Origin of the sequence: Stutzerimonas chloritidismutans (assembly GCF_020783375.1) — a bacterium.
Classification (GTDB): Bacteria; Pseudomonadota; Gammaproteobacteria; order Pseudomonadales; family Pseudomonadaceae; genus Stutzerimonas; species Stutzerimonas kunmingensis.
Map to the genome: position 1 here is coordinate 4,373,938 of NZ_CP086067.1, position 24,044 is coordinate 4,397,981.

Below are 24,044 nucleotides of genomic sequence, written 5' to 3' on the forward strand. Positions count from 1 at the left end.
TAGTCTTGTTCATTTTTATAGACAATAGCCCGAGCATTAGCCCGGCGCGCGATGGATTCAGCGCACCGGAGATGCCCCAAAAAAGGCCCATTGTGGGCACTCATGGGGCGCTGGCGGGCTACTATTGACAGTGAACAGGCTTTTCGATTGACTCCCAGACAAGCATCTGATGATTGAAATTTTTAACAATTAAGGTAATTCATCATGGCCCCGCCGCGTGCCGTTCAGCTCAACGAAGCTAACGCATTTCTCAAGGAACATCCGGAGGTTCAGTACGTCGATCTGCTGATCACCGACATGAATGGAGTCGTGCGCGGCAAGCGCATCGAGCGCGCCAGCCTGCACAAGGTCTACGAAAAGGGCATCAACCTCCCCGCTTCGCTGTTCGCCCTCGACATCAACGGAATCACCGTTGAAAGCACCGGCCTTGGCATGGATATCGGCGACTCCGACCGCACCTGTTTCCCGATCCCCAACACGCTGTGCAAGGAACCCTGGCAGAAGCGTCCCACTGCGCAGCTGCTGATGACCATGCACGAGCGCGACGGCGACCCCTTCTTCGCCGACCCGCGCGAGGTCTTGCGCCAGGTGGTGAGCAAGTTCGACGAGCTGGGCCTGACCATCTGCGCCGCCTTCGAGCTCGAGTTCTATCTGATCGATCAGGAGAACATCAACGGCCGGCCGCAGCCACCGCGCTCGCCGATCTCCGGCAAGCGCCCGCACTCGACCCAGGTCTATCTGATCGACGATCTCGACGAGTACGTCGATTGCCTGCAGGACATTCTCGAAGGCGCCAAGGAACAGGGCATTCCGGCCGACGCCATCGTCAAGGAAAGCGCCCCGGCGCAGTTCGAGGTCAACCTGCATCACGTCGCCGATCCGATCAAGGCGTGCGATTACGCGGTGCTGCTCAAGCGCCTGATCAAGAACATCGCCTACGACCACGAGATGGACACCACCTTCATGGCCAAGCCCTATCCGGGCCAGGCCGGCAACGGGCTGCACGTGCATATCTCGCTGCTCGACAAGAATGGCAACAACATATTCGCCACAGAGAATCCGCTGGACAGCGAGCCGCTGCGTCACGCCATCGGCGGCCTGCAGCAGACCATGGCGGCCTCGATGGCCTTCCTCTGCCCCAACGTGAATTCCTATCGCCGTTTCGGCGCCCAGTTCTACGTGCCCAATGCGCCGTGCTGGGGCATGGACAACCGCACCGTGGCGCTGCGCGTGCCGACCGACAGCCCCGACGCCGTGCGTGTGGAACATCGGGTCGCCGGCGCCGACGCTAACCCCTACCTGCTGCTCGCCGGCATCCTCGCCGGGGTGCACCACGGCCTGACCAACAAGATCGAGCCGGACGACCCCATCGAGGGCAACTCCTACGAGCAGGTCGAGCAGAGCCTGCCGACCAACCTGCGCGACGCCCTGCGCGAGCTGGACGACAGCGAGATCATGGCGCGCTACATCAGCCCGGACTACATCGACATCTTCGTCGCCTGCAAGGAAAGCGAACTGGCCGAGTTCGAGCACTCGATCTCGGACCTTGAGTACAACTGGTATCTGCATACCGTCTAGCCGCAGGCCCGCGTGCAGCGGGGCGACCGCCACGGCGGTTTGCATCCGCCGCCGTGCTGGCTTCAAATAGGCCGATGACCAAGCCCAGCCCCGCGACGCCCAGTCGCCGCCCGCGCGCCAGCAGCCAGGCGCGCATCCGCCAGATTCTCTCCAGCGCCCGTGAACTGCTCGCCGAGCAGGGTGCCGCGACGCTATCGGTGTACGCGGTGGCGGAGCGCGCCGGCATTCCGCCCTCCTCCGTCTACCACTTCTTCTCCGGCGTGCCGGCATTGCTCGCGGCGCTCACGGCCGATGTGCACGCGACGTTCAGGGCCAGCCTCGAGCAGCCCATCGATCACCAGAGCCTGAGCAGCTGGCGCGACCTGTCGCGGCTGATCGAACAGCGCATGCTCGGGGTCTACGAACAGGACAGCGCCGCCCGCCAGCTGATCCTGGTGCAGCACGGCTTCGGCGAGGTGACGCAGACCGATCAGCGCCTGGACCTGGAACTCGGCCAGGCGATGCAGGCCGTGTTCGAGCGACATTTCGCCCTGCCGCCTCTGCCGCAGGACATCGATGTGTTCGCCATGGCCGTGGAACTCGGCGACCGCGTCTATGCTCGATCCATACAGCTGTACGGCAGCCTGACGCCACGCATGGCCGAGGAAGGCCTGCGTGTATTCGATGCCTATCTCGGCCTGTATCTGCCGCCATGCCTGCCTAAGCGGGAAACACCGAGCCACTGACCGATAAATATCGATAAACGGTCAGCCCTTTCTTTTCCATCGGCGTTCAGCCCCCTATCAATCCAGATAACTATCGAATAAATTTGCGCTTTCGATAGCCGTCGCCCTTTCAACTGCAGCCGCGAGGTTTCCATGTCCCGAGTCGTTACCGTTGCCGCCACCCAGATGGCCTGTTCCTGGGATAGCCAGGCCAACATCGCCAATGCCGACAAGCTGGTGCGCGAGGCCGCCGCCAAGGGCGCGCAGATCATCCTCATTCAGGAGCTGTTCGAGACGCCCTACTTTTGCCAGAAGCCCAATGCCGAGTACCTGCAGCTGGCGACGCCGGTCGAGGAAAACCCGGCCATCCAGCATTTCCAGAAGGTCGCCGCCGAGCTGCAGGTGGTGCTGCCGATCAGCTTCTTCGAGCTGGCCGGACGCGCCCGCTTCAATTCCATCGCCATCATCGATGCCGACGGCAAGCTGCTCGGCGTCTACCGCAAGAGCCACATTCCGGATGGCCCCGGCTACCACGAGAAGTACTACTTCAACCCGGGCGACACCGGCTTCAAGGTGTGGAACACCCGCTACGCCAAAATCGGCGTGGCCATCTGCTGGGATCAGTGGTTCCCCGAAACCGCGCGCAGCATGGCGCTGATGGGCGCCGAACTGCTGTTCTACCCGACCGCCATCGGCAGCGAGCCGCACGACCCGAACATCACCTCGCGCGACCACTGGCAGCGCGTGCAGCAGGGCCATGCCGGCGCCAACCTGATGCCGCTGATCGCCAGCAACCGCATCGGCCGCGAAGAGCAGGACGGCTACGACATCACCTTCTACGGCTCGTCGTTCATCGCCGACCAGTTCGGGGCCAAGGTCGAGGAAATGGACGAAACCAGCGAGGGCGTGCTGGTGCACCAGTTCGATCTCGACCAGCTCGAACACATCCGCAGCGCCTGGGGCGTGTTCCGCGATCGCCGGCCGAATCTCTACGGCTCGATCCGGACCCTGGACGGCTCGCAGCCTTCAGAGTGAGCCGCGCGCCCGCCGCTACGAACCACGGGAAAGGCCTGTCCTTTCCCGCTTCATGAGAGATGCAGATGACCACCCTGACCACCACGCCGCGTACCGATGGCTACTTCATGCCCGCCGAATGGGCACCGCACAGCCAGACCTGGATGGTCTGGCCGCAACGCCCGGACAACTGGCGTAACAACGGCGCGCCCGCGCAGGCCGCGTTCACCGCTGTCGCCAAGGCCATTGCACGCTTCGAGCCGGTTACCGTCTGCGCCAGCGCCGAGCAGTACCTCGCAGCCCGCGCGGCACTGGACGATCCGCGCATCCGCGTGGTGGAACTGAGCACCGACGACGCCTGGGTGCGCGATACCGGGCCGACCTTCGTCATCGACGACCAAGGCGGCCTGCGCGGCGTCGACTGGACGTTCAACGCCTGGGGCGGTGAAGACGGCGGCCTCTATGCCGACTGGCAGCGCGACGACGAAGTGGCGCGCAAGATCCTCGAACTCGAATACTGCGACCGCTACCGCACCGAGGGCTTCGTGCTCGAGGGCGGCTCGATCCACGTCGACGGCGAGGGCACGCTGATCACCACCGAGGAATGCCTGCTCAATCGCAATCGCAACCCGCATCTGTCCCGCGAGCAGATCGAGAGCGTGCTGCGGGAACAGCTGGCGGTCGACAGCATCATCTGGCTGCCGCACGGCCTGTTCAACGATGAAACCGACGGCCACGTCGACAACTTCTGCTGCTTCGTGCGCCCGGGCGAAGTACTGCTGGCCTGGACCGACGATGCGAACGACCCCAACTTCGAGCGCTGTCAGGCGGCCATGGCCGTGCTGCAGAGCGTTCGCGACGCCAAGGGCCGCACGCTGACGGTGCACAAGATGCCAATCCCCGGCCCGCTGCACGCGACCACCGAAGAATGCGCCGGGGTGCTCGCGCTGGACGGCAGCCAGCCGCGCGACCCGTCGATACGTCTGGCGGGCAGCTACGTGAACTTCCTCATCGTCAACGGAGGCATCATCGCCCCAGCCTTCGGCGACCAGCTGGACGCCGAAGCCGAGCGCATCCTGACGCAGGTCTTTCCGGAGCACCGGGTCGTCATGGTGCCTGGCCGCGAGATTCTCCTCGGCGGCGGCAACATCCACTGCATCACCCAGCAGCAGCCGGCACCGCTGAACCGATCAGCCATGTAGTTGATCCCCCTGGGCGGGTCAACATGGCGGTAATGAGGAGACCGCGCACCGTGCGAATCAGAGCCTTCCTGCTATGCATGCTACTGGCGCCATCAGCGCAGGCCATCGAGCCGTATTCCTGCCGCAATGGCTTCTTTCCGGCCTTCGCCGGCGCGGTAAGGCATGCGGAGGTTGTGGCCAATGCAGATCAACCCGTGCATTTTCGCGATGACGCGGTTGGCTGCCCGGAGCAGGAATACTGCATCCGACGCGCCTATCTGGTGAATGGTGACAAGCTGCTGGTCGGCAAGGAGACGAATGGCTGGGCCTGCGCCTGGTATTTCTCCAGCAAGCGCGAGTTCGTCGGCTGGCTGCCCGCGCACCACGTCCGTACCGACCACGCTACGCCGGTACCCAAGGCCGGCGACTGGATCGGCCGCTGGCACCCCATCGCGGGTAGCAACAGCATCCTCATTACCCAGCCCTCCCCCGACGGGCCCTTCGCCGTTGAAGGCGAGGCCATGTGGCAAGGCGGCCTCAACAGCTACGGAGAGCCAATCGTTCATGTCGGGGCATTCTCCGGCCATGGTCGTCCCTCCGACGACCTGCTGAAGATCAGCGAAGGCGATGACGAGTACGACTGCCAGGTGACCCTGCAGCATGTCGCCGGCAATCTGGTGGTGACCGATAACAGCCGCTGCGGCGGGCTCAACGTGCGTTTCGACGACGTATACCGCAAGTCGCGCTGATGCCAGAGCCGGCAGGCCCCCGCTGACTTGAAGCCCTGTCGATCTGGTCTACATTTGGGGTTCGCTTGACCGTTGGTGCGGTCACACATCCCAGTGCCCCGTCAGGAAACACCTCTTGTCGATCCCCCGTTCAGTCCAGTTCGTGCTGCTGTCGCTCGCCCTTGCAGCCAGTGGCTGCAGCGAAGAAGAGGGCTCAGCATCCATTTCCAAGGCCGCTAATGCCGCTCCGACGCTGGAGCAGCTGCCCAAGTGTGAACGGATCGCGGCACGACTCACGCCGCTTTTGGATGGTCTGGCCCTAGTGGATCAGGACGATGGGGGCCGTTACGACAACGTGACCGTCTATGGCATCAGCTGCTCCTGGCTTTCTCGGGATATGCAGAGAGGCGATATCTCCCAGCAAGTCAAAGGCGGCGGCCTTTCCATCGCCATTTCTGTCGACGAAACCCCCTCGGACGAACAGATGCTTCGCAAACTGGGCATGGTCCATGACGACGCCCGCGCCGAGGACATCGGCGGCTTTGTGGTAGATGTCAGCAAGCGTATGGACCCCAGCGCTCAGCTGGGGATCATCGGCCCTCAGGTGGTCGTCGGCCGGGTCACCGTCACCGCTACGGCTGCCGGTATCGCCCTGCAGAAAGTGGAGAGCATGGAGTACATCACCAACGACCAGGCGATCGAGGCAGCCATTGCCATTCACCGAATGCTTCGCTGAGTCGAATCACAACCATCAGGCCGAAACCACTGAGGCCTCGCCACGCACCGAATAAACAAGTACTGATCATAGGAGCAATCATGTCTTCAGCCATCCACCTGCCATCCCTGGCGCTCGCCGCAGCGCTCACGCTGATCAGCTCGACCACTCAGGCGCAGGAGCCGAATCAACAGATGATGACCAACATGCACGCGCAGCTGGCCAAGTTTGGTGGCGCCATGCATGTGACAGCTAAAGTCTGCGACGACTACACCGACGAGAAACTTGCCGAGCATAGAGAGCAGCAAAAAACCCAGGCGACCCGCGCCGGGATGGACCCGGCAACTTTCGATACGGCCTTTGCCGACGGCGTCAAGGAGAGCGAGGCAAAGTGGACGGATGTCCCCGCGTCCGAGCGTCAGGCCAAATGCACCGAGTTCAAGCAGCAGATGGAGAGCTTCGGGCAGCAACTTGGCCAGTGACGGCAGAGCGCGCCGGGCAAGCCAGCCCGGCCAGCCCGCCGAAATTAGCCGACGATGACCTGGTTCTTGCCCAGGCGCTTGGCGGTGTACATCGCCGCGTCGGCGCGGGCGAACACGCTGCTCAGCTCGGGATCGCTGGCTTTCAGGTAGGTCAGGCCCAGGCTGGCAGTGACGCGGAAACGCTCGCCGTTGTCGGCGGTGAACACCACCCGTTCGATCTCGCGCTGCAGGCGTTCGGCGATCTGTTCGGCCAGATCCGGCTGACAGCCTGGCAGCACCGCGGCGAATTCCTCACCGCCGATACGCCCGAACAGGTCGCTCTGGCGCAGCACGGCGGCGCCGCAGCGGGCCACCTTCTGCAGCACCTGATCGCCCATCTGGTGGCCGTGGGTGTCGTTGATGCGCTTGAAGTCATCGATATCCAGCAGCAGAAACGCCAGCGAGGAAGCAAACTGCCGCGCCCGCTCGAACTCGCCGCGGGCGCATTCGAAGAAGTGCCGGCGGTTGCTGCTCTGGGTCAGCACATCGGTAGTGGCCAGGCGCTGCAGTTCGCCTTCGAGCTGCTTCTTCTCAGTGATGTCTTCGGCGATACCCACGATGATCGGGCCCTGGCCACGATCGGCGCGGCGGCCGAGGAAACACTTGTCGCTCAACCAGCGCAACTGCCCGTCGCCACGGATGATGCGGTACTCGCGGGTTTCCACCGCGCCCTCGTCGAGCACAGCGAGCATGCTCTTCTGCGCGAACTCGACGTCATCCGGATAGATCGCATTGCGCCACTCGCCGTAATCGGCCAGCAGCAGGGCCGGCGAGCGACCGAAGATGCGCTCGTAGGCCGGGCTGACGTAGATCATCCGCTGCGCCTGCCAGTCGAACGCCCAGAGCACGGCGTTGACGCCGCCCAGCAGGGTGCTGAACAGTTGCTCGCGCTCGCCCAGGCGGGCAGCCTCCGCGCGCGCATGCATCAGTGCCAGCAATGTCTGCGCATCGCCGCCCGGTAGCATGCCCATACCCGAATCACCCTGATTACTCGCCAGCCGCATAGCCTTCTTCCTGAAACGACCGTCGCGATTGCGACGGTACTGCATGTTGAGAATGCTGTTCAGAGAGCCGGCCAGAAGCAAAGTTCCGGCCGGCTGCAGGCCTTGTGCTTGAGCCGATGGAAGGTCAGGCGATGGCGACCGACGGGCGCAGTGAATAGGTGCGCAGATGCTCGGCGAACTCGCGCAGCGACTGGATGCCGCTGGCTTCCGCTTCGTGCACCCACTGCTTGATCGCCGCCAGCATTTCGTGGCCGTTCGAGCTAGTTCGCGTCCAGATCTGCTGCAGCGCCAGACGCTTCTCGTAGATCACCTTGAGCGACTGGCTCTGCGCCAGCATGTCGTCGATGTGCGCCTGCTGTTCCTGCTGCAGCAGACTCGGCTCCCGCGCCAGCAGACGCTTGGCCCGGCGCAGTTGATGACGCAGCGTGGCGTCGGCGCGGCCCAGTTCCTGGCGCACCAGCGGCACGATGACCAGCTTTCGGTACTGCGCCATGATCTGGAAACGGTTGTTGAGGATCGCCATGGCGCTGTCCATGTCCAGCTGCTGCTTGCCCTCGATGCGGTGGGCGATCGGCGCAGTACGGTTGACCTTTGCCAGCCGCAGCAGGCTGAACAGGCGAATCCAGGCCCAGCCCATGTCGAACTCCCATTTGCGCACCGACAGCTTGGCCGAGTTCGGATAGGTGTGGTGGTTGTTGTGCAGCTCTTCGCCGCCGATGAGGATGCCCCAGGGCACGAGGTTGGTCGCCGCATCACGGCATTCGAAGTTGCGATAGCCGACCGCGTGACCGAGACCATTGACCACACCGGCGGCCCAAAACGGAATCCAGATCATCTGCACGGCCCACACAGTGAGGCCGAGCGCGCCGAACAGCGCCAGGTCGATCAGCAGCATCAGCACGATGCCGGTATTGGGAAAACGCGAATAGAGGTTGCGCTCGATCCAGTCGTCCGGGCAGTTCTTGCCATAGATACGCAGGGTTTCCTCGTTCTTTGCCTCCTCCATGTACAGCTCGGCGCCCTTGCGCACGACCGTAGTCAGCCCCTTGTGTACCGGGCTGTGCGGATCGTCGGGGGTCTCGCATTTGGCGTGGTGCTTGCGATGGATGGCAGTCCACTCGCGGGTGTTCATCGCCGTGGTCAGCCACAGCCAGAAGCGGAAGAAATGCTTGAGTGCCGGATTCAGCTCCAGCGAGCGGTGCGCCGAGTAACGGTGCAGGTAGACCGTGACGCTGACGATGGTGACGTGAGTCAGCAGCAGCGTGGTCGCGATGAGTTGCCAGACCGACAGGTCGAGTAAACCGGTGTGCCACATGATAACGGGGTGCCTCTTGCAGAACGGTGCACCAGCGACGTCCGCTGGCGTCCACCTGCCTTCAGCCTAACACCAGGCGTCGGCGAGTCTAGGAAACAGCCCGACCGACCGTCTAAAAGCTGGTGATTTTTTAGCCAGATTCGGCTGCAATCGCTACGCTTCGGTACGTGGCGCCATGCTGACGTGCATTCCCGAAAGACGCTATCGGCCGTACTGGCATAGAGCTATCATTGTTTCTTTTTTGCCTTGGAAAGTTGCGGCTCATGCAAACGTCGTACGTCGAGCGCAGCACCTCGCGCCTCTGGCCGGCCCGCCGATGACGAACGCCGGCATCACCACACCCCACTGGATCTTCACGCTCGGCAGCCTGCTGCTCGTGCTGCTGTTCGGTAGCCTGGCATTCAATGACTACCGCGCGCGCGATGCCGCCTGGCACCTGGAAATCGACACCCACGGCGAACTGCAGAGCCTGGCACTGCAGAGCGCGCAGCTCAATCAGCGGCGGCAGGCCGACATGGTCGCCACGGCGCTGGCCGGCAATGCCGAAGTGCTGCGCCAGGTACGCCAGATCGATACGGCGCTACGTGATGGCCGGGCCATGGACGATGCACGTATCGAGCTGGCACGTCAGCGTCTGCGCGCCGCGTTGAGCCCGGCCTGGAGCGCCATGCAACGCCACGGCGCGTTGCAGTTGCAGATCTTCTGGAGCGACGCTGGGGTCGCCCTGCTGCGCATGCAGCAACCGGAGCGCTTCGGTGACGCAATGGCGGCGCAGCGCCCGATGCTGCGCCGCGCGATGAGCGAAGGCAGCATGCAGTACGGCATGGAGGTCAATGCGCTCGGCGCCAGCAGTCGCGCCATCGTTCCTTTGCGTGCCACCGACAGCGAGTCCGGCGAGATCATCGGCGCCCTGGAAGTCGGCTACAACGTGCTGCCGGAATTGCCCGAGCTGGGCGATCAGCTGGCTGCCGGACTGGCGCTGGTGGTCAATCGCCAGGCACTGCAGGCGGCAGACGTGGAAGCCCCCAGCGGCGTGCAACTGCGCAGCGACGGCGACTGGCTGCTGATCGAACATTCGGCGACACAGATTCTGCACTGGGCGCAGCAGAGCATGCTGCCCGAGCCGGAGAGCGGCCTGGCCTTGCGCCTGCTGAGTGCCGACGGCCGCACCTATATGCTCAATCAGATTCCCCTGCACAGCGACCGTCGGGCCCAGCCATCGGCGCCGCTGCTGGCAGCGGCGCTGGTCTGGCGCGACATCACCGCGATGCAGCAGGAGCACCAACAGGCCGAGCGCCGGCTGCTGATCAAATGGAGTCTGGCCTGGCTGATCGCCGAGGCGCTGCTGTTGACCCTGGCGGTACTGCTGCAACGGCGCATCGGCGCGCAGCTGCAGCATCAGTTCAGCCAGCAACAGCAGGGCCGACGCCGCCAGCGCCTGCTCGACCGCGCACAGAAGATCGCCAGCCTGCTGCCCGGTGTGGTTTTCCAGCTCAAGCGCTTCGCCAACGGCCGCTATGCCTTTCTCTATGCCAGCGAGGGCGCACGCGACCTCTACGGCATCGACCCGCAGCGGCTACTGGAAGATGCTTCCCAGGCCCTGGTGCACGTTCACCCGCAGGACCTGCCACGCCTGAAAGCCGCGCTGCTGCGTGTGGCTGCTGGGTCGACAACCGGCTCGGTGGAGTTCCGCATCCAGCATCCGCAACGCGGTCTGCTCTGGGCCGAGGGACGTGCCACCGCCGAGCGACGCCCTGACGGCACCGTGCTCTGGCACGGCTTCGTCACCGAGATCACCGAACTGATGGAAGCCACCCGCGCGCTGCAGAAGAGCGAGAGCCGTTACCGCGCCATGGTCAGCAACCTCCCGGGCGTGGTCTACCGCTGCCGCAACGACGGCCGCCGGCGCATGAGCTACCTGAGCGACGGCATCGAACGCCTGACCGGCTACCCGGCCAGCGATTTCGTCGGCGACCGCGTGCGCAGCTACGCCAGCCTGATCCACCCAGACGACCTCGAGCTGGCCCGGCAACACGCCGAGCAGGACACCTTCGAGGGCATCTACCGACTCACCAATGCCGAAGGCCGCACCGTCTACGTGCGGGAAAAAGCCCGCGTCCTGCACGAGCGTGACGACCCGGTGGGCTGGTGCGACGGTTTCATCTGGGATGTCACCGATCAGGCGCTGGCCAAGGAAGAGATGCAGGAGCGCGAGCGCTACCTGAGCATGCTGATCGACAACGTGATCGACGCCATCATCATCATCGACGCCCGCGGCATCATCGAAACCTTCAACCATGCCGCCGAACAGATCTTCGGCTACAGCGCCGCGGAGGTCATCGGCCGCAACCTGTCGATGCTCATGCCCGAACCGGACCGCTCCGCCCACGACGGCTATCTGGAGACCTACGAAAGACGCGGCATTCCTCGCGCGCTGGAACAGAACCGCGAACTCACCGCCCTGCGGCGTACCGGCGAAACCTTCACCATCGAGTTGCGCGTGTCGCAGATCAACCACCACGGCGAGCGCCGATTCATCGGCCTGGTGCGCGACATCACCGAACGCAAGCGCATCGAGCGGATGAAGAGCGAACTGGTGTCCATCGTCAGCCACGAGCTGCGTACGCCACTGACCTCGATCTCCGGTGCCCTCGGCCTGATCGTCGGCGGTGCCTTGGGCGAACCCTCGCCAAACATGCGCCAGATGATAAGCATCGCCCACCAGAACAGCCTGCGCCTGGGGCGCCTGGTGGACGACCTGCTGGACATGGACAAGCTGGTCGCCGGCAAGATGACCCTCGACCTGCGCGCGCATGCGCTGCCGGCGCAGCTGCAACAGGCAATCGCCGCCAATCAGGGCTACGCCAGCAAGCATGGCGTCACGCTGGAGCTGCTGCCCGCGCCGGACGTGCAGCTGATGGCAGACGACGACCGGTTGCAGCAGGTACTGGCCAATCTCATCTCCAATGCGGTCAAATTCTCGCCGCAGGGTGGCACCGTTACGCTCGGCAGCGAGCGACGCGATGACTGGGTGCGAATCTCGGTACGCGATCAGGGACCGGGCATCGCCCCTGAATTCCACACACGAATCTTCCAGAAATTCTCCCAGGCCGATTCCTCCGACAGCCGCCAGAAGGAAGGCACCGGCCTGGGCCTGGCCATCAGCAAGGAACTGATCGAACACATGCACGGCCGGATCGGTTTCGATTCCGAGCCTGGCGAAGGCGCCTGTTTCTGGTGCGAATTACCAGTCGCGCCGCTGGCGCAAGATCGATCCTGATGCTTCCGTTAAGCGGACGCGCACGCAAACGACCCCCGGAGGCACAATGGCCGAGCTAAGGCGCATCCTGCACGTTGAAGACGATCCGTCGATTCAGGCGGTGACCAAACTGGCCCTGGAGGCCGTTGGCGGATACGAGGTGCTGTCCTGCTCCTCTGGCGCACAGGCGCTGGAGGAAGTCGAAGCCTTCGCCCCCGACTTCATCCTGCTGGACGTGATGATGCCGGGCATGGACGGCCCGCAGACGCTGCTCAGGCTGCGCGAGCGCATCGACCTGGAACGGATTCCGGTAACATTCATGACCGCCAAGGTGCAGCCGAGCGAGATCGAGCACCTGCGCAAGCTGGGCGCGCGCGACGTGATCGTCAAGCCGTTCGACCCGATGCAGCTGGCCGAGCAGATTCGCAGCATCTGGCTGAGTGGCCGATACTAGGCAGAACTGCTTAATCCCCCGGTCGTGAAACGCTGCCGACCGGACGCCCCCCACCGAACCAGCAAGGCGCGACGATGGAGTCACCGCAACAAAGCACGACGCCGATGCCATCGACCGCCCAGCCGCGCGAGCTGTCACGCCTGGCAGCGTTGCTGCGCTACGAAATCCTCGACACGCCCGAGGACAGCGCCTTCGATGACTTCACAGCGCTTGCCGCGCAGATGTGCGACACGCCGATCGCGCTGATCTCGCTGGTCGACGACCGCCGCCAGTGGTTCAAGAGCCGGGTCGGCCTCGACGTCAGCGAGACCTCGCGGGAGATCTCCTTCTGCACCTTCACCATCGCCGGCGACGAGATCTTCGAGGTACCGGATACGCTGCAGGACCCGCGTTTTTGCAACAACCCGCTGGTGCTCGGCGACCCGCAGATCCGCTTCTACGCCGGCACGCCGCTGACCTCGCCGGATGGCTACAACCTCGGCACCCTGTGCGTGATCGACCGCCAGCCGCGGCGGCTCAGCGCGGAACAGCGCGAGACCCTGGAGCGCCTCGGACGCCAGGTGATCCGCCTGTTCGAACAGCATCTGCTGGCGCACCGCCACGCCGAGCAGGCGGCGCTGCAACAGGCCATCCTCGACAGTGCCTCCAGCGCGGTACTGGTGACCCGACCTGACGGCGTCGTCACCAGCGTCAACCCGACCGCCGAGCGTCTGCTCGGCTACAGCGAACAGGCGCTGGTCGGCCATCCGCTGACCGCCGCGCTGTTCTGCCCGGAGGCACTGCAGCGCCGGGCGCTGCTGCTTTCCAGCGAATTGCAGATGCCGCTCGAGGCCGATTTCTCGGTGCTGACCGCGCCGCTTCACCGCGGGCGGCGCGACATGTCCGAATGGCGCCTGCGCCACCAGAACGGCAACGAGGTGCCGGTGCTGCTGGGCGTGACTGCGATCCATGACGAGCAGGAGCACCTGCGCGGCTACCTGATCAACGCCTACGACCTGGCCTATCAGGAGCAGCTGCAACTGCGCCTGCAGCAGATCGCCGCGCAGGTCCCGGGCATGCTCTTCCAGTTCCACTGGCGCGCCGATGGGCCGGCGTGCTTTCCCTATGTCAGTGAAGGGGTCGAGCAGATCTACGGGCTCAGCCCGGCGCAGCTGGCCAGCAGCTTTGCGCCGATCGTCGGCCGGGTCCACGGCCCCGACCGCAGCGCCCTGTTGCTCAGCATCCGCCAGGCGGCTCGTGAACTCACGCCCTGGCACAGCGAGCACCGTGTCGAGCACCCGCACAAGGGGCTGATCTGGGTCGAGGCGCGGGCAACCCCGCTGCAGCAGGTCGACGGCTCGGTGCTCTGGCACGGCTTCGTTACCGATATCACCGCGCGCAAGGCCGAGCAGCTGGAGCTGGACAAGCAGCAGGAAATGAACCGGCGCTTGCTCGAGGCGCTGAGCGAAGCGGTGATCGCCTGTGATGCCGAGGGCAATCTGACCCTGTTCAACGAGAAGGCCAAGCAGTGGCATGGCGCCGATGTCGCCCCGTTATCGCCGAGCGAATGGGCCCGCCATTACCGGTTGTACCGCGCCGATGGCGTCACCCCGCTGGAACCCGAAGAGATTCCGCTGCGCCGCGCCCTCAATGGCGAGCACGTCATCGACCACGAGATGGTACTGCTGAGCAATGGCGCACCGCGGCACGTACTGTCCAACGCCGACCCGCTGTACACCTCCGATGGCCAGCGAATGGGCGCGGTCGTCGTGCTGCACGACATCACCGAACGCAAGCGCATCGAACGCCTGCAGCGCGAGTTCATCTCCACCGTCAGTCATGAGCTGCGCACGCCGCTGACCTCCATCACCGGCGCGCTGGCGCTGATCTGCTCGAACGTCATGGGCGAAGTGCCCGAGTCGATGCACGAACTGCTGGAGATCGCCCAGCAGAACAGCCAGCGCCTGAGCGCGCTGATCGACGACCTGCTGGACATGGACAAGCTGCACGCCGGCAAGATGCGCTTCGACATGCTCGAACAAGCGCTGCAACCCCAGCTGGAGCTGGCCCTGCGCAGCAACGGCAGCTACGCCGAACGGCATGGCGTGCAGCTGCACCTCGGCGCCTGCCCGGCAGTGAGCGTGACGGTCGATGCCATGCGCCTGCAGCAGGTATTGAGCAACCTGCTGTCCAATGCAGCGAAGTTTTCCCCTGCCGGAGAACGGGTCGAGCTGTCGGCGCGGGTCAGTGACGGCCGGGTACGGGTCAGCGTCCGAGACCAGGGCCCGGGAATTTCCGATGAATTTCGTGCGCGGGTATTCCAGAAGTTCGCCCAGGCCGACTCGTCCGACAGCCGCCAGCAAGGCGGAACCGGGCTGGGCCTGGCGATCAGCAAGGAGCTGATCGAGCACATGGGCGGGCAGATCGGCTTCGAATCCGAGCCCGGCCAGGGCGCCTGCTTCTGGTTCGAACTACCCGCACAAGACCAGGCCAAGGAGAGCCCGTGATGAAACAGCTCAAGCGCATCCTGCACGTCGAAGACGTACCGTCCATCCAGGTAGTGACGCGCATTGCTCTGGAAAAGCTCGGCGGCTTCGAAGTGCTCAGCTGTCAGTCCGGCCAAGCCGCGCTCGACCAGGTGCAGGCCTTCGCTCCGGACCTGATCCTGCTCGATGTGATGCTCCCGCAGATGGACGGCATCGAGCTGGTTCGCCAACTGGCCGATCTGGTCGACCTGCAGCAGACGCCGGTGGTGTTTCTCACCGGCCATCTGCAGCCCGAACGGCTGCAGGAGTTGCGTCAGCTCGGCGTGCGCCAGGTGCTGGGCAAGCCCTTCGACCCGCTGCAACTTGCCACCCAGTTGCGGCAGATCTGGGAGGCCGAGCATGGATGATCGCACCCGCCTGGTGCTGCAGGAGCAGCTGGCGCAGCTGGAACAGCAGTTCGGCGAGCGCCTGCAGGCCGACCTGACCGACCTCGCCGCGCTCGCCCAGGACCTGCAGCAGACCCGTGCCACCGCCAGCCGTCGGCTGGTGATGCTGAGCATCCGCGAGCGCCTGCATCGGCTGGCCGGTGCCGCCGGCACCTTCGGCTTCGCCAAGCTCGGGGAGCGCGCCAGGCAGCTGGAGCAGCGCGCCGATCGCTGGCTGGATTCGGCCAAGCCCGGCAGCCGCGCGGCCGAAGCCTTCGCCCGCGCGGTGCTGCAGTTGGCCAGCGAAACCCCCGGCCAGGAACGCGACGGCGCGGCGGAACTGCCCGAGCACCACGAGGAGCCTGCACCCGGCTGTCGCATCTACCTGATGAAGGCCGATCCGGTCGCGGGCGCCAGCATGGCGGTGACCCTGCGCAACTTCGGTTATCTGGTCAGCCAGTGGCCCAACTTCGCCGCATTGCAAGAGGCCGTGGCCGATGAACTGCCCGACGCGCTGATCGTCAGCGTGGAACAAGAAGGCGATTTCGAGGCGCTGACCGCTCTGCAGCAAGGCCTCGAGCAACCACTACCGCTGCTGGTCATCCACGACCGGGCCGATTTCGCCAGCCAGCTGGCCGCGGTGCGTGCCGGCGCCCAGGGCTTCTTCGTCCGCCCGCTGGATATCACCCAGCTGGAGAACAGCCTGGAGCGCTGCCTCGATCGGCAGCAGGGCGAACCCTTCCGCGTGCTGATCGTCGATGACGACGCCGAGCTGGCAGCACGCTACAGCCTGGTGCTGCGCAACGCGCAGATGCAGGTGCAGATCCTTACCGAACCGACCCGCGTGCTGGAGACCATGCGCAGCTTCAACCCCGAGGTGTTGCTGCTGGACGTCAACATGCCGGACTGCTCGGGGCCAGAGCTGGCGCAGATGATCCGCCTGCATGACGAATGGCTGCGGGTGACCATCATCTACCTTTCCGCCGAGACCGATACCCACCGGCAGATGGCGGCGCTGCTCAAGGCCGGCGACGATTTCATCACCAAGCCGATCAGCGATACCGCGCTGGTGGCCGCGGTGTATTCCCACGCCCAGCGTGCGCGCTCGCTGAGTACGGCGCTGGCCCGCGACAGCCTGACCGGCCTGCTCAAGCACGCCGATATCAAGGAACAGCTGGCGTTGGAAGTGCAGCGCACCACCCGCACCGGCAAACCCGCCAGCGTGGTGATGCTCGACCTCGATCATTTCAAGCAGATCAACGACACCTACGGGCACGCCGCCGGCGACAACGTGATCCGCGCCCTGGCCAACCTGCTGCGTCAGCGTCTGCGGCGTATCGACAGCCTCGGCCGCTACGGGGGCGAGGAGTTCGTCGCCGTGCTGCCCGAATGCGCGGCCCTGCAGGCCCGACGCATCTTCGACGAAATCCGTGTGCGCTTCGCCGCGCTGAGCTTCAATGCCGGCGACCAGGAATTCCGCGTGACCTTCAGTGCCGGCATCTGCGAGACCGACGGCCACAGCGCCTCCGGCCTGCTGCTCGAGCATGCCGACCAGGCGCTGTACGTGGCCAAGCACAACGGCCGCAACCAGGTGCAGATCGCCCAGCGCTGAGCGCCCGGCCCTTTCGGCGGCGAACCGCTGTGGTTCGTGCAGGTCTGACTACACTGAGTTCATCCCGGTGACCACGCGGTAGCGAGGCAACTGGGGATTCTGTGCAGTCATCCCCGGCGGAAGGAGTCCGATTTGCCCGCAAGACTCGCGATCGGTTGGCATTCAATCGCCTTTCTCGCTGCGTTTCTGTTGCTCGTCGCGCTTGGCTGGCAAGGCAAGCGCACGCAGGAAGCGCTGTTGCAGACCAATCGCTCGGTCAGCCACAGCCTGGAAATCATCACCTCGGTCCAGGCGATCTTTTCTTCGTTACAGGACATCGAAACCGGTTCGCGCGGTTTCATCCTCACCGGCGACCCCACCTATCTCGAACCCTACGAACGTGGCCTCAGACAACTGGAAGGCAACCGACGCAGCCTGCAGCGCCAGGTCGAAGGACGTGATTATCCCGACCGACGCTGGTTCCGGACCCTCGATGCGACCATCGCCGACCGCCTCGAAGTTGCCGCCGGCAACATGCAAACCCGCCGCGAGGCCGGGCTGCAGGCTGCCGTGGAGCGTCTGCGCGAGGCCGGCGGGCACCTGCTGATGGACCGCCTGCGCGCACTGCTCAACGCCGTCGAGCAGCACGAGCGCAGCCACCTGGCCGCCGCCAGCGCAGCCGTGGCACGCACCACCGAGCGCGCGCAGCAACTGGCACTGATCGGCACGCTGGTGGTGATCGGGCTGTTTCTGGCGGCCTTCTGGGCCTTGCAGCGGAATCTGCAGATTCGCCAGCAGCTCGCCCGCAGCGCCCAGGCCGGCGAGGCACGCCTCGGGGCGCTGCTGCAGGCCATCCCGGACCATCTCTACGCGGTCGATAAGCGGCAGCAGGTGTCGAGCATTTCGCGAGGCACCCCGCGCCGCGCACCGCCGCCGGAAGCGATCGAACCCTTGCTCATCGAGCTGCTCTATCAGACCGACGAGGGCGCACTGCGCCAGAAGACCTGGTGCGAGCTGCAGACCCAGCGCACCTTCGAGGTTCGTCTGATGCCCACCGGGCTGGGCGATCATCTGGCCATCGCGCGCGACGTTAGCGAACTGCAGCGCAACCGCGACAGCCTGCACGACCAGCAGGTCTTTCTCCGCCGCGTGGTCGACACCGACGATAACCTGATCTTCGTTCGCGACGCCCAGGGCCGCTTCCTGCTCTGCAATTCGGCGCTCGCGGCCCTGCTGGACGTGCGCCCGCAGGACATCGAGCAGCGCCGCCCCGACGAGGTGCCGTCTGCCGTGCGGCTGCAACCGCTGCTGCTGGGTGACGAAGAGCTGGCCGAACTGGCGGGAGGCAGCGGCGATCTGCGCAGCACCGAGGTCGCGCTGACCGACGCCCATGGAGCGGAGCACTGGTTCCAGGTGGTCAAGCGCCCGCTGCGGATCTCGACACGTACCTGTCATGTGGTCACGGTGGCGGTGGACATCTCCCTGCGCCGACGCATGGAGCAGATGAAGACCGAATTCATCTCCACCGTCAGCCACGAGCTGCGCACGCCGCTGACCGCCATCCGCGGCGCCCTCGGTATGCTGATCGGAGGCATTGCCGGACATATCGGCGACGACGCCCGCCCGCTGCTGGATATCGCTCACAAGAACAGCGAACGCCTGGTGCGCCTGATCAACGACATCCTCGACATCGAAAAACTCGAAGCCGGACGCCTGGCCTTCAACTTCGGCCACCATGACGTGCGCGCGCTGGTGCAGCAGGCGCTGTCGGATATCCAGCCGTACGCCCGCGACTACGACGTCAACCTCAGGCTGGTGGGCGCCGATGAGTCGCTGTCGAGCGACGCCATGGTCGACCCCGACCGCTTCGCCCAGGTGATGGCCAACCTGCTGTCCAACGCGATCAAGCATTCCCCCGCCGGCGGCAGCGTGACGGTCGATCTACGTCACCATGACAACGTGCTGGAACTCGGCGTACAGGATCAGGGGCCGGGGATTCCCGAGGCTTTCCGTGGGCGCATCTTCGAGCGCTTCGCCCAGGCCGATTCCTCCGACGCCCGCCAGCGCGGCGGCACCGGGCTGGGACTGGCGATCACCCGCTCGCTGGTGCAGCAGATGCACGGACAGATCGGTTTCGACTCCCAGGAAGGTCACGGCTCGCGCTTCTGGCTGCAGCTGCCGCTGGAGGAGCAACCAGCGACGCCGCTGCAGCGACCCGCCGCAGCGCCAGCCAGCGCCGCTCAGCGTGACGACGCGCCATTGATCCTCATCCTCGAGCCGGATGCGCGGGCCGCCGAGCAGTTGGCCAGAGCGCTGCAACAACATGGCTACGCCACCTTGATCAGCGGGAGCGCAGCCGAGGCGCGTCAGCTGTTGCAGCGGTTCGACGTCGAGGCACTGACCCTCAGCCCGGCGCTGGATGACGAAAACAGCGCGGCCTTCCTGCAGAGCCTGCGCAGCCAGCACAACTACCGCAACCTGCCGGTGCTGATCGTCAGCCTGCAGCCGCAGCGCCGCGATGATGACGACGGCACGCTGCGCGGCGGCGCGGTAGGCGTGATCGACTGGCTGCACAAACCGATCGACCCCTCGCGGGTCATGGACGTGATCCGCGCCTGTCTGCAGCTCGGCGGGCACAAACCGCGCATCCTGCACGTCGAGGACGACGACGACCTGCGGGTGCTGCTGGCCAGGCAGATCGCCGCGCTCGATGTCGATCTTTCCGGCGCCGCGACGCTGCACGACGCGCGCGAGCTGATCGCGGCACAAACCTTCGACCTGGCGATCATTGACCTGATGCTGCCGGACGGCCAGGGCACCGAGCTGTTCGACCAGCTGGCGCAGAGCGTCCCACCGCCGCCGGTGATCATCTTTTCCGCGCTCGACACCCCGATTCAGGACAACCGCCTGGCGCTGCGCCAACTGGTGAAATCCCGTCACGACGGCGACGAGCTGGCCAGGCTGATCCAGCACCTGCTGCAACACTGGCCGCCGGGGCACACACACGAAACCGACGAGGCTCACCCATGAGCGAATCCGCCAGCAAACGCATTCTCATGGTGGAAGACGAAGAGGACATCGCCTTTCTCATCCGCTACATGCTCGAACGTCACGGCTTCGTGGTCGACCACGCCGCCGATGGCCGCCAGGCCCTGGAGCACTTCGCCCGGGCCGAACCGCCGGACCTGACGCTGATGGACATCATGCTGCCCTACCACGACGGCCTCGAGCTGATCGAACGGCTGCGGGCGCAGCCCGGCTGGGACAGCGTGCCGGTGCTGATGCTGACGGCCAAGGCCCGTGAAGTGGACATCGTCCGAGCGCTGGAACTCGGCGCCGACGACTACGTGACCAAGCCCTTCCAGCCGGAGGAACTGCTGGCGCGCATCCGCCGACTGCTGAGGGGCCGCCGATGAAGCGAGCGGCCATGCTGATTGCCCTGGCGCTGCCGTGCAGTGCGGCGCTGGCGGACGTCGCTACCGCCGAGCGGCAGGTCCAGGCGCAACAACTGGACGCGGCCGAGGCCACGCTGCAGGCGCATCTGGCCGGGCAGCCGGACGACACCGCGGCGCAGTTCCTGCTAGCCCGCGTATTGAGCTGGCAAGGCCGCCCTGAACAGGCGCTGCCGATCTATCGCCGCCTGCTGCAGCAACAGCCGGACAACGCCGACTATCTGCTCGGCGAGGGCCAGGCGCTACTCTGGGCTGGTCATCCGCAACGGGCGCTGGAATCGCTCGAGCGCGCCGCCCAGCTCGCCCCGGACTATGCCGAGGTGCAGCAGGTGATCCAGCAGGCCCGTGCTGCGCTGACCGTGCCCAGCACCGCAGCGGCGCCCGTGCCGGTGGTCGACGCCGCGACCAGGCGACGCCACGAACTGGAAATATCCGCTCGCCAGGACTGGCTCGACAGCGGCTTTGACAACTGGCGCAGCCAGCGCCTGGACTACGCCTCGACGAAACCGGAGAGTCTCGGCTGGTATGGCGCGCTGACACGCGAGCAACGCTTCGGCGAGTGGGACGAAGGCGTCGAAGCCGGCGCCGTCATTGCGCTGGACGAGAACTGGACCCTGCAACCGGAGGTCGGCTACCAGCCGTCGCCCTATTTCCTTCCCGAGTGGCATGCCGATCTGCGCCTGCAGCGGCGGCTACCGGGCGGCTACCTCGGCGCCGTCAGTGTCCGTCGCACCGAATACGAGACGACCCGGGTCGACCGCCTGGCGCTGAGCGCCGAGCGCTACTGGAATGCCTGGCGCGCCGGCTACACGCTGAACGTCACCGACGTCGCCAACGCCGGCACGCCGATCGGCCATGACCTGGCACTGGACTACTACTACCAGGGCCTGAGCTACGCCGGCCTGCGCCTGACCGTCGGCGAGGAAGAAGCGGTGGAGGAACAGCAGCTGATCACCAGCGACGTGCGCGCCATCAGCCTGCAAGGTCGCCACTGGTTCGACAGCCGCTGGGCGCTGAGCTGGGAGATCGGCCATCACCAGCAGGGCAGCTACTACGACCGGCAATGGCTGCAGCTCGGCCTGCGTCATGCTTTCTGAATGGCTGGCGCGCTGTCCGCCCTGGCTGTGCGAAGCACTGGCCAACGCCTGGACGCAGCTCTGGCCGGAAGACCGCATGCTGCAACTGGCGCTGTACTGCGCCCTCGGCCTCGGCACACTGACCGTGCTGGTGTTGCTGCAGGTGCTTCTGCTCGGTGAGGTATCACGCCGGCGCACCGTACGCCGGCAGCAGTTCAACGAACAGTGGCGGCCCTTCTTCGCCCTCTGCAGCTTGAGCGACGAACTCCCGCCCAGCCATGCACCGCTGCCGAGGCGGCGGCAGCTGTGGTTCCTGCTGCAGTGGAACCGCACCCAGCTGCAGCTGCGCGGCGCCGCCCGCGAGCGCATGAACCGCGCCCTGATCGCCCTGGGCATGGACCGCCAGGCCCTGAACCTGCTGCGCGGGCGGGTGCGCAGCAAGCTGATCGGCCTGACCTGCCTGCGCCATCTGGCTGAACCGACACACTGGGACGCAGTACAGTCGCTCTTGCTCAGCCGCAACTCCATCGTCGCCCTCTCCGCCGCCCAGACCCTGGTGGCGATGGACGCCAGCAAAGCCATGGAGCTGATCCTGCCGGCGGCGGTGAATCGCCCCGACTGGGCCCTGCCGCGGCTGATCAGCCTCTGCCAGCAGGCTGGCGAACAGGCCGTGACCACGCCGCTGCTGATCGTGCTGTCCTCCTCGGAAGATCCGCGTCGCGAGCGTCTGGTACCGCTGCTCGTGCAGGGCGATCCCCGCCACGCCGCGCCCTGGGCCCGAGCTCGGCTGGACGAAGGCGCACCGGCGGAATATCTGCAGGTAGCGCTGCGCTGCCTGTGCGAACTCGGCGACCCGCGCGACCGCCACCGCCTGCTACGCGCCCTGCAGCACGAACAGGACACCGTGCGTCTGGCGGCGCTGCAGGCGCTGCACAAACAGGCACGCCGCGAAGACAGCGAACTGTTCCTGCCGCTGCTATCGGACAGCAGCTGGTGGGTACGCCAGGCGGCGGCCGACAGCCTGGCGGCGATGCCGGGCGCAACGCTGGAGGGGCTGCAGCATATGCTTGAACAGGTTCGTGATCGTTACGGCAGGGACGCCCTGCGCCGCGCCATCGCGGAGGTGCGCCGGTGACCGATACTTGGCTGTGGTGGTTGCAGGTCGCATTCATCCTCTATTTCCTGCTGCTCAACGGCATGTACCTGCTGCTGAACATGCTGTCGATGGCAAGCCTGATGGGCTACATCCGCCAGCGCGCGGAAACCGGCGAGCTGGCGCCCTATCTCGGCGTCGAACCGCCGGTGTCGGTGCTCATGCCGGCCTTCAACGAGGAGGCGACGATCCGCACCTCGGTGCGCTCGATGCTGCAGCTACAGTACCCCGAGTTCGAGATCGTGGTGATCAACGACGGTTCGAAGGACAACACCCTCGCCGTGCTGATCGAGGAATTCGACTTGGTGCCGCACCCCGAGCCGCTGCGCCAGGCCGTGGCCCACCAACCGGTGCAGGCCATCTATCGTTCGCGGCGCTACGCCAATCTGCGGGTGGTGGACAAGGCCAACGGCGGCAAGGCCGATGCGTTGAATGCCGGTATCAATGCCGCGCGCTACGGCCTGTTCTGCGGTGTCGACGCCGACTCGATCCTGCAGCGCGACAGCCTGCTGCGCGTGGTGCAGCCCTTCCTCGAGGACGAACGCACCATCGCCGCCGGCGGCACCGTGCGCATCGCCAATGGCTCGCAGGTGCGCGGCGGCTTTCTTATCCAAGCCGGATTGCCACGCAACTGGCTGGCGCGCTTCCAGATCGTCGAATACCTGCGTGCGTTTCTCTTCGGCCGTCTCGGCTGGTCGCCGCTCAACGCCGTGCTGATCATCTCCGGCGCCTTTGGCCTGTTCGACCGCGAACGGGTGATGGCGGTCGGCGGCTATCGCACCGATACCGTCGGCGAGGACATGGAGCTGGTGGTGCGGCTGCACCGTTATCACCGCGAGAAGCGCATCCCCTACCGCATCCGCTACCTGCCCGATCCGATCTGCTGGACCGAATGCCCGGAAGACCTCGGCACCCTGGGCCGCCAGCGCAGCCGCTGGCAACGCGGCCTGGCCGAAAGCCTGAGTCGGCATGCCCGGCTGGCCTTCAGCCTGCGTGGCGGCACGCCGGGCTGGCTGGCCTGGCCGTTCATGGCGCTGTTCGAATGGATCGGCCCGCTGATCGAGCTGGTCGGCTACGGCTTCATGCTCGCCGGCTTCGCCTTCGGTGCGGTGTCCTACGCGGCGCTGGCGGCCTTCCTGCTGGTGGCGATCGGCATGGGCATCCTGCTGTCGGTCAACGGCCTGCTGCTGGAAACCATGTCGTTCCGCGTCTACAGCCGTCGGCGCGACATGCTGCAGCTGTTTCTGATGGCCGTGCTGGAGAACTTCGGCTACCGCCAGCTGAACACCGTCTGGCGCTGTCGTGGCCTCTGGCAATGGTTCTCGCGACGCAAGCACCACTGGGGCGCGATGCGCCGCAGCGGGCAGTGGGGGCAAAGCTAGCTGAACGCTCAAAAAACCAAATCGGAG

The 24,044-nt window shown here is 65.5% G+C and carries 19 protein-coding genes; 17 read left to right on the plus strand and 2 right to left on the minus strand.

Annotated elements, in window-relative coordinates:
• The first annotated feature begins 204 nt into the window (after positions 1 to 204).
• The 7 genes from LLJ08_RS20535 (at position 205) to LLJ08_RS20565 (ending at position 6,402) form a co-directional block, all read left to right on the plus strand.
• Positions 205 to 1,578 carry a glutamine synthetase family protein gene (locus LLJ08_RS20535; protein WP_014822170.1) on the plus strand — a complete coding sequence of 458 codons (1,374 nt, stop codon included), beginning with the start codon at positions 205 to 207 and terminating at the stop codon, positions 1,576 to 1,578.
• Positions 1,579 to 1,652: 74 nt separating this feature from the next.
• Positions 1,653 to 2,303 carry a TetR/AcrR family transcriptional regulator gene (locus LLJ08_RS20540; protein ID WP_228207848.1) on the plus strand — a complete coding sequence of 217 codons (651 nt, stop codon included), beginning with the start codon at positions 1,653 to 1,655 and terminating at the stop codon, positions 2,301 to 2,303.
• Between the two features lie 132 nt (positions 2,304 to 2,435).
• Positions 2,436 to 3,317 (plus strand): N-carbamoylputrescine amidase, encoded by an 882-nt coding sequence (aguB, locus tag LLJ08_RS20545; protein WP_014822172.1) that lies wholly within the window; start codon positions 2,436 to 2,438, stop codon positions 3,315 to 3,317.
• Positions 3,318 to 3,382: 65 nt separating this feature from the next.
• Complete coding sequence (gene aguA / locus LLJ08_RS20550) at positions 3,383 to 4,498, plus strand: agmatine deiminase (protein ID WP_228207849.1); 1,116 nt, start codon at positions 3,383 to 3,385, stop codon at positions 4,496 to 4,498.
• Between the two features lie 50 nt (positions 4,499 to 4,548).
• Positions 4,549 to 5,226: a hypothetical protein gene (locus LLJ08_RS20555; RefSeq protein ID WP_228207850.1), complete on the plus strand. Its 678-nt coding sequence runs from the start codon at positions 4,549 to 4,551 to the stop codon at positions 5,224 to 5,226.
• Positions 5,227 to 5,341: 115 nt separating this feature from the next.
• Entirely contained in the window at positions 5,342 to 5,941 is a 600-nt protein-coding gene (locus tag LLJ08_RS20560) for a lytic murein transglycosylase (RefSeq protein ID WP_228207851.1), read from the plus strand.
• An 80-nt stretch (positions 5,942 to 6,021) separates the two neighbouring features.
• A complete protein-coding gene (locus LLJ08_RS20565) occupies positions 6,022 to 6,402 on the plus strand; it encodes a hypothetical protein (RefSeq protein WP_228207852.1) in 381 nt (126 codons plus the stop codon).
• 44 nt (positions 6,403 to 6,446) lie between these two features.
• On the opposite strand, the gene LLJ08_RS20570 is transcribed toward LLJ08_RS20565, so the two are convergent.
• Both LLJ08_RS20570 and desA read right to left on the minus strand, forming a co-directional pair.
• Positions 6,447 to 7,445: a GGDEF domain-containing protein gene (locus LLJ08_RS20570; RefSeq protein ID WP_041015512.1), complete on the minus strand. Its 999-nt coding sequence runs from the start codon at positions 7,443 to 7,445 to the stop codon at positions 6,447 to 6,449.
• A 124-nt stretch (positions 7,446 to 7,569) separates the two neighbouring features.
• Positions 7,570 to 8,760, minus strand: a complete 1,191-nt coding sequence (gene desA, locus LLJ08_RS20575) for a delta-9 fatty acid desaturase DesA (RefSeq protein ID WP_125860732.1) — start codon at positions 8,758 to 8,760, stop codon at positions 7,570 to 7,572.
• Between the two features lie 316 nt (positions 8,761 to 9,076).
• Here desA and LLJ08_RS20580 point away from each other — a divergent pair, with 316 nt between their 5' ends.
• From LLJ08_RS20580 to LLJ08_RS20625, 10 genes are all read left to right on the plus strand, one after another.
• Positions 9,077 to 12,040, plus strand: coding sequence for a PAS domain S-box protein (locus tag LLJ08_RS20580; RefSeq protein WP_228207853.1), 2,964 nt, complete (start codon positions 9,077 to 9,079; stop codon positions 12,038 to 12,040).
• Between the two features lie 46 nt (positions 12,041 to 12,086).
• Positions 12,087 to 12,473 (plus strand): response regulator, encoded by a 387-nt coding sequence (locus tag LLJ08_RS20585; RefSeq protein WP_014822179.1) that lies wholly within the window; start codon positions 12,087 to 12,089, stop codon positions 12,471 to 12,473.
• Positions 12,474 to 12,547: 74 nt separating this feature from the next.
• Positions 12,548 to 14,959, plus strand: coding sequence for a PAS domain S-box protein (locus tag LLJ08_RS20590; RefSeq protein ID WP_228207854.1), 2,412 nt, complete (start codon positions 12,548 to 12,550; stop codon positions 14,957 to 14,959).
• Positions 14,959 to 15,345: a response regulator gene (locus LLJ08_RS20595; RefSeq protein WP_014822181.1), complete on the plus strand. Its 387-nt coding sequence runs from the start codon at positions 14,959 to 14,961 to the stop codon at positions 15,343 to 15,345. The genes LLJ08_RS20590 and LLJ08_RS20595 overlap by 1 nt, the downstream gene beginning before the upstream one ends.
• Positions 15,338 to 16,975, plus strand: coding sequence for a diguanylate cyclase (locus LLJ08_RS20600; RefSeq protein WP_228207855.1), 1,638 nt, complete (start codon positions 15,338 to 15,340; stop codon positions 16,973 to 16,975). The genes LLJ08_RS20595 and LLJ08_RS20600 overlap by 8 nt, the downstream gene beginning before the upstream one ends.
• Before the next feature lie 132 nt (positions 16,976 to 17,107).
• Positions 17,108 to 19,984 (plus strand): CHASE3 domain-containing protein, encoded by a 2,877-nt coding sequence (locus tag LLJ08_RS20605; protein ID WP_228207856.1) that lies wholly within the window; start codon positions 17,108 to 17,110, stop codon positions 19,982 to 19,984.
• Entirely contained in the window at positions 19,981 to 20,370 is a 390-nt protein-coding gene (locus LLJ08_RS20610) for a response regulator transcription factor (RefSeq protein WP_103457602.1), read from the plus strand. Before LLJ08_RS20605 ends, LLJ08_RS20610 begins: the two co-directional genes overlap by 4 nt.
• On the plus strand, positions 20,367 to 21,503 hold the full coding sequence (locus tag LLJ08_RS20615; RefSeq protein WP_228207857.1) for a YaiO family outer membrane beta-barrel protein: 1,137 nt from the start codon (positions 20,367 to 20,369) through the stop codon (positions 21,501 to 21,503). The genes LLJ08_RS20610 and LLJ08_RS20615 overlap by 4 nt, the downstream gene beginning before the upstream one ends.
• Positions 21,493 to 22,617, plus strand: coding sequence for a HEAT repeat domain-containing protein (locus tag LLJ08_RS20620; RefSeq protein WP_228207858.1), 1,125 nt, complete (start codon positions 21,493 to 21,495; stop codon positions 22,615 to 22,617). The genes LLJ08_RS20615 and LLJ08_RS20620 overlap by 11 nt, the downstream gene beginning before the upstream one ends.
• Entirely contained in the window at positions 22,614 to 24,017 is a 1,404-nt protein-coding gene (locus LLJ08_RS20625) for a glycosyltransferase family 2 protein (protein WP_228207859.1), read from the plus strand. Before LLJ08_RS20620 ends, LLJ08_RS20625 begins: the two co-directional genes overlap by 4 nt.
• Positions 24,018 to 24,044 lie beyond the last annotated feature (27 nt).

Coding starts and splice junctions, on each gene's coding strand:
- LLJ08_RS20595 (WP_014822181.1), top strand. CDS start 14,959: ATGAAACAGCTCAAGCGCATCCTGCACGTCGAAGACGTACCGTCCATC.
- LLJ08_RS20600 (WP_228207855.1), top strand. CDS start 15,338: ATGGATGATCGCACCCGCCTGGTGCTGCAGGAGCAGCTGGCGCAGCTG.
- LLJ08_RS20535 (WP_014822170.1), top strand. CDS start 205: ATGGCCCCGCCGCGTGCCGTTCAGCTCAACGAAGCTAACGCATTTCTC.
- LLJ08_RS20610 (WP_103457602.1), top strand. CDS start 19,981: ATGAGCGAATCCGCCAGCAAACGCATTCTCATGGTGGAAGACGAAGAG.
- LLJ08_RS20580 (WP_228207853.1), top strand. CDS start 9,077: ATGACGAACGCCGGCATCACCACACCCCACTGGATCTTCACGCTCGGC.
- aguA (WP_228207849.1), top strand. CDS start 3,383: ATGACCACCCTGACCACCACGCCGCGTACCGATGGCTACTTCATGCCC.
- desA (WP_125860732.1), bottom strand. CDS start 8,760: ATGTGGCACACCGGTTTACTCGACCTGTCGGTCTGGCAACTCATCGCG.
- aguB (WP_014822172.1), top strand. CDS start 2,436: ATGTCCCGAGTCGTTACCGTTGCCGCCACCCAGATGGCCTGTTCCTGG.
- LLJ08_RS20565 (WP_228207852.1), top strand. CDS start 6,022: ATGTCTTCAGCCATCCACCTGCCATCCCTGGCGCTCGCCGCAGCGCTC.
- LLJ08_RS20620 (WP_228207858.1), top strand. CDS start 21,493: ATGCTTTCTGAATGGCTGGCGCGCTGTCCGCCCTGGCTGTGCGAAGCA.
- LLJ08_RS20585 (WP_014822179.1), top strand. CDS start 12,087: ATGGCCGAGCTAAGGCGCATCCTGCACGTTGAAGACGATCCGTCGATT.
- LLJ08_RS20615 (WP_228207857.1), top strand. CDS start 20,367: ATGAAGCGAGCGGCCATGCTGATTGCCCTGGCGCTGCCGTGCAGTGCG.
- LLJ08_RS20570 (WP_041015512.1), bottom strand. CDS start 7,445: ATGCGGCTGGCGAGTAATCAGGGTGATTCGGGTATGGGCATGCTACCG.
- LLJ08_RS20590 (WP_228207854.1), top strand. CDS start 12,548: ATGGAGTCACCGCAACAAAGCACGACGCCGATGCCATCGACCGCCCAG.
- LLJ08_RS20540 (WP_228207848.1), top strand. CDS start 1,653: ATGACCAAGCCCAGCCCCGCGACGCCCAGTCGCCGCCCGCGCGCCAGC.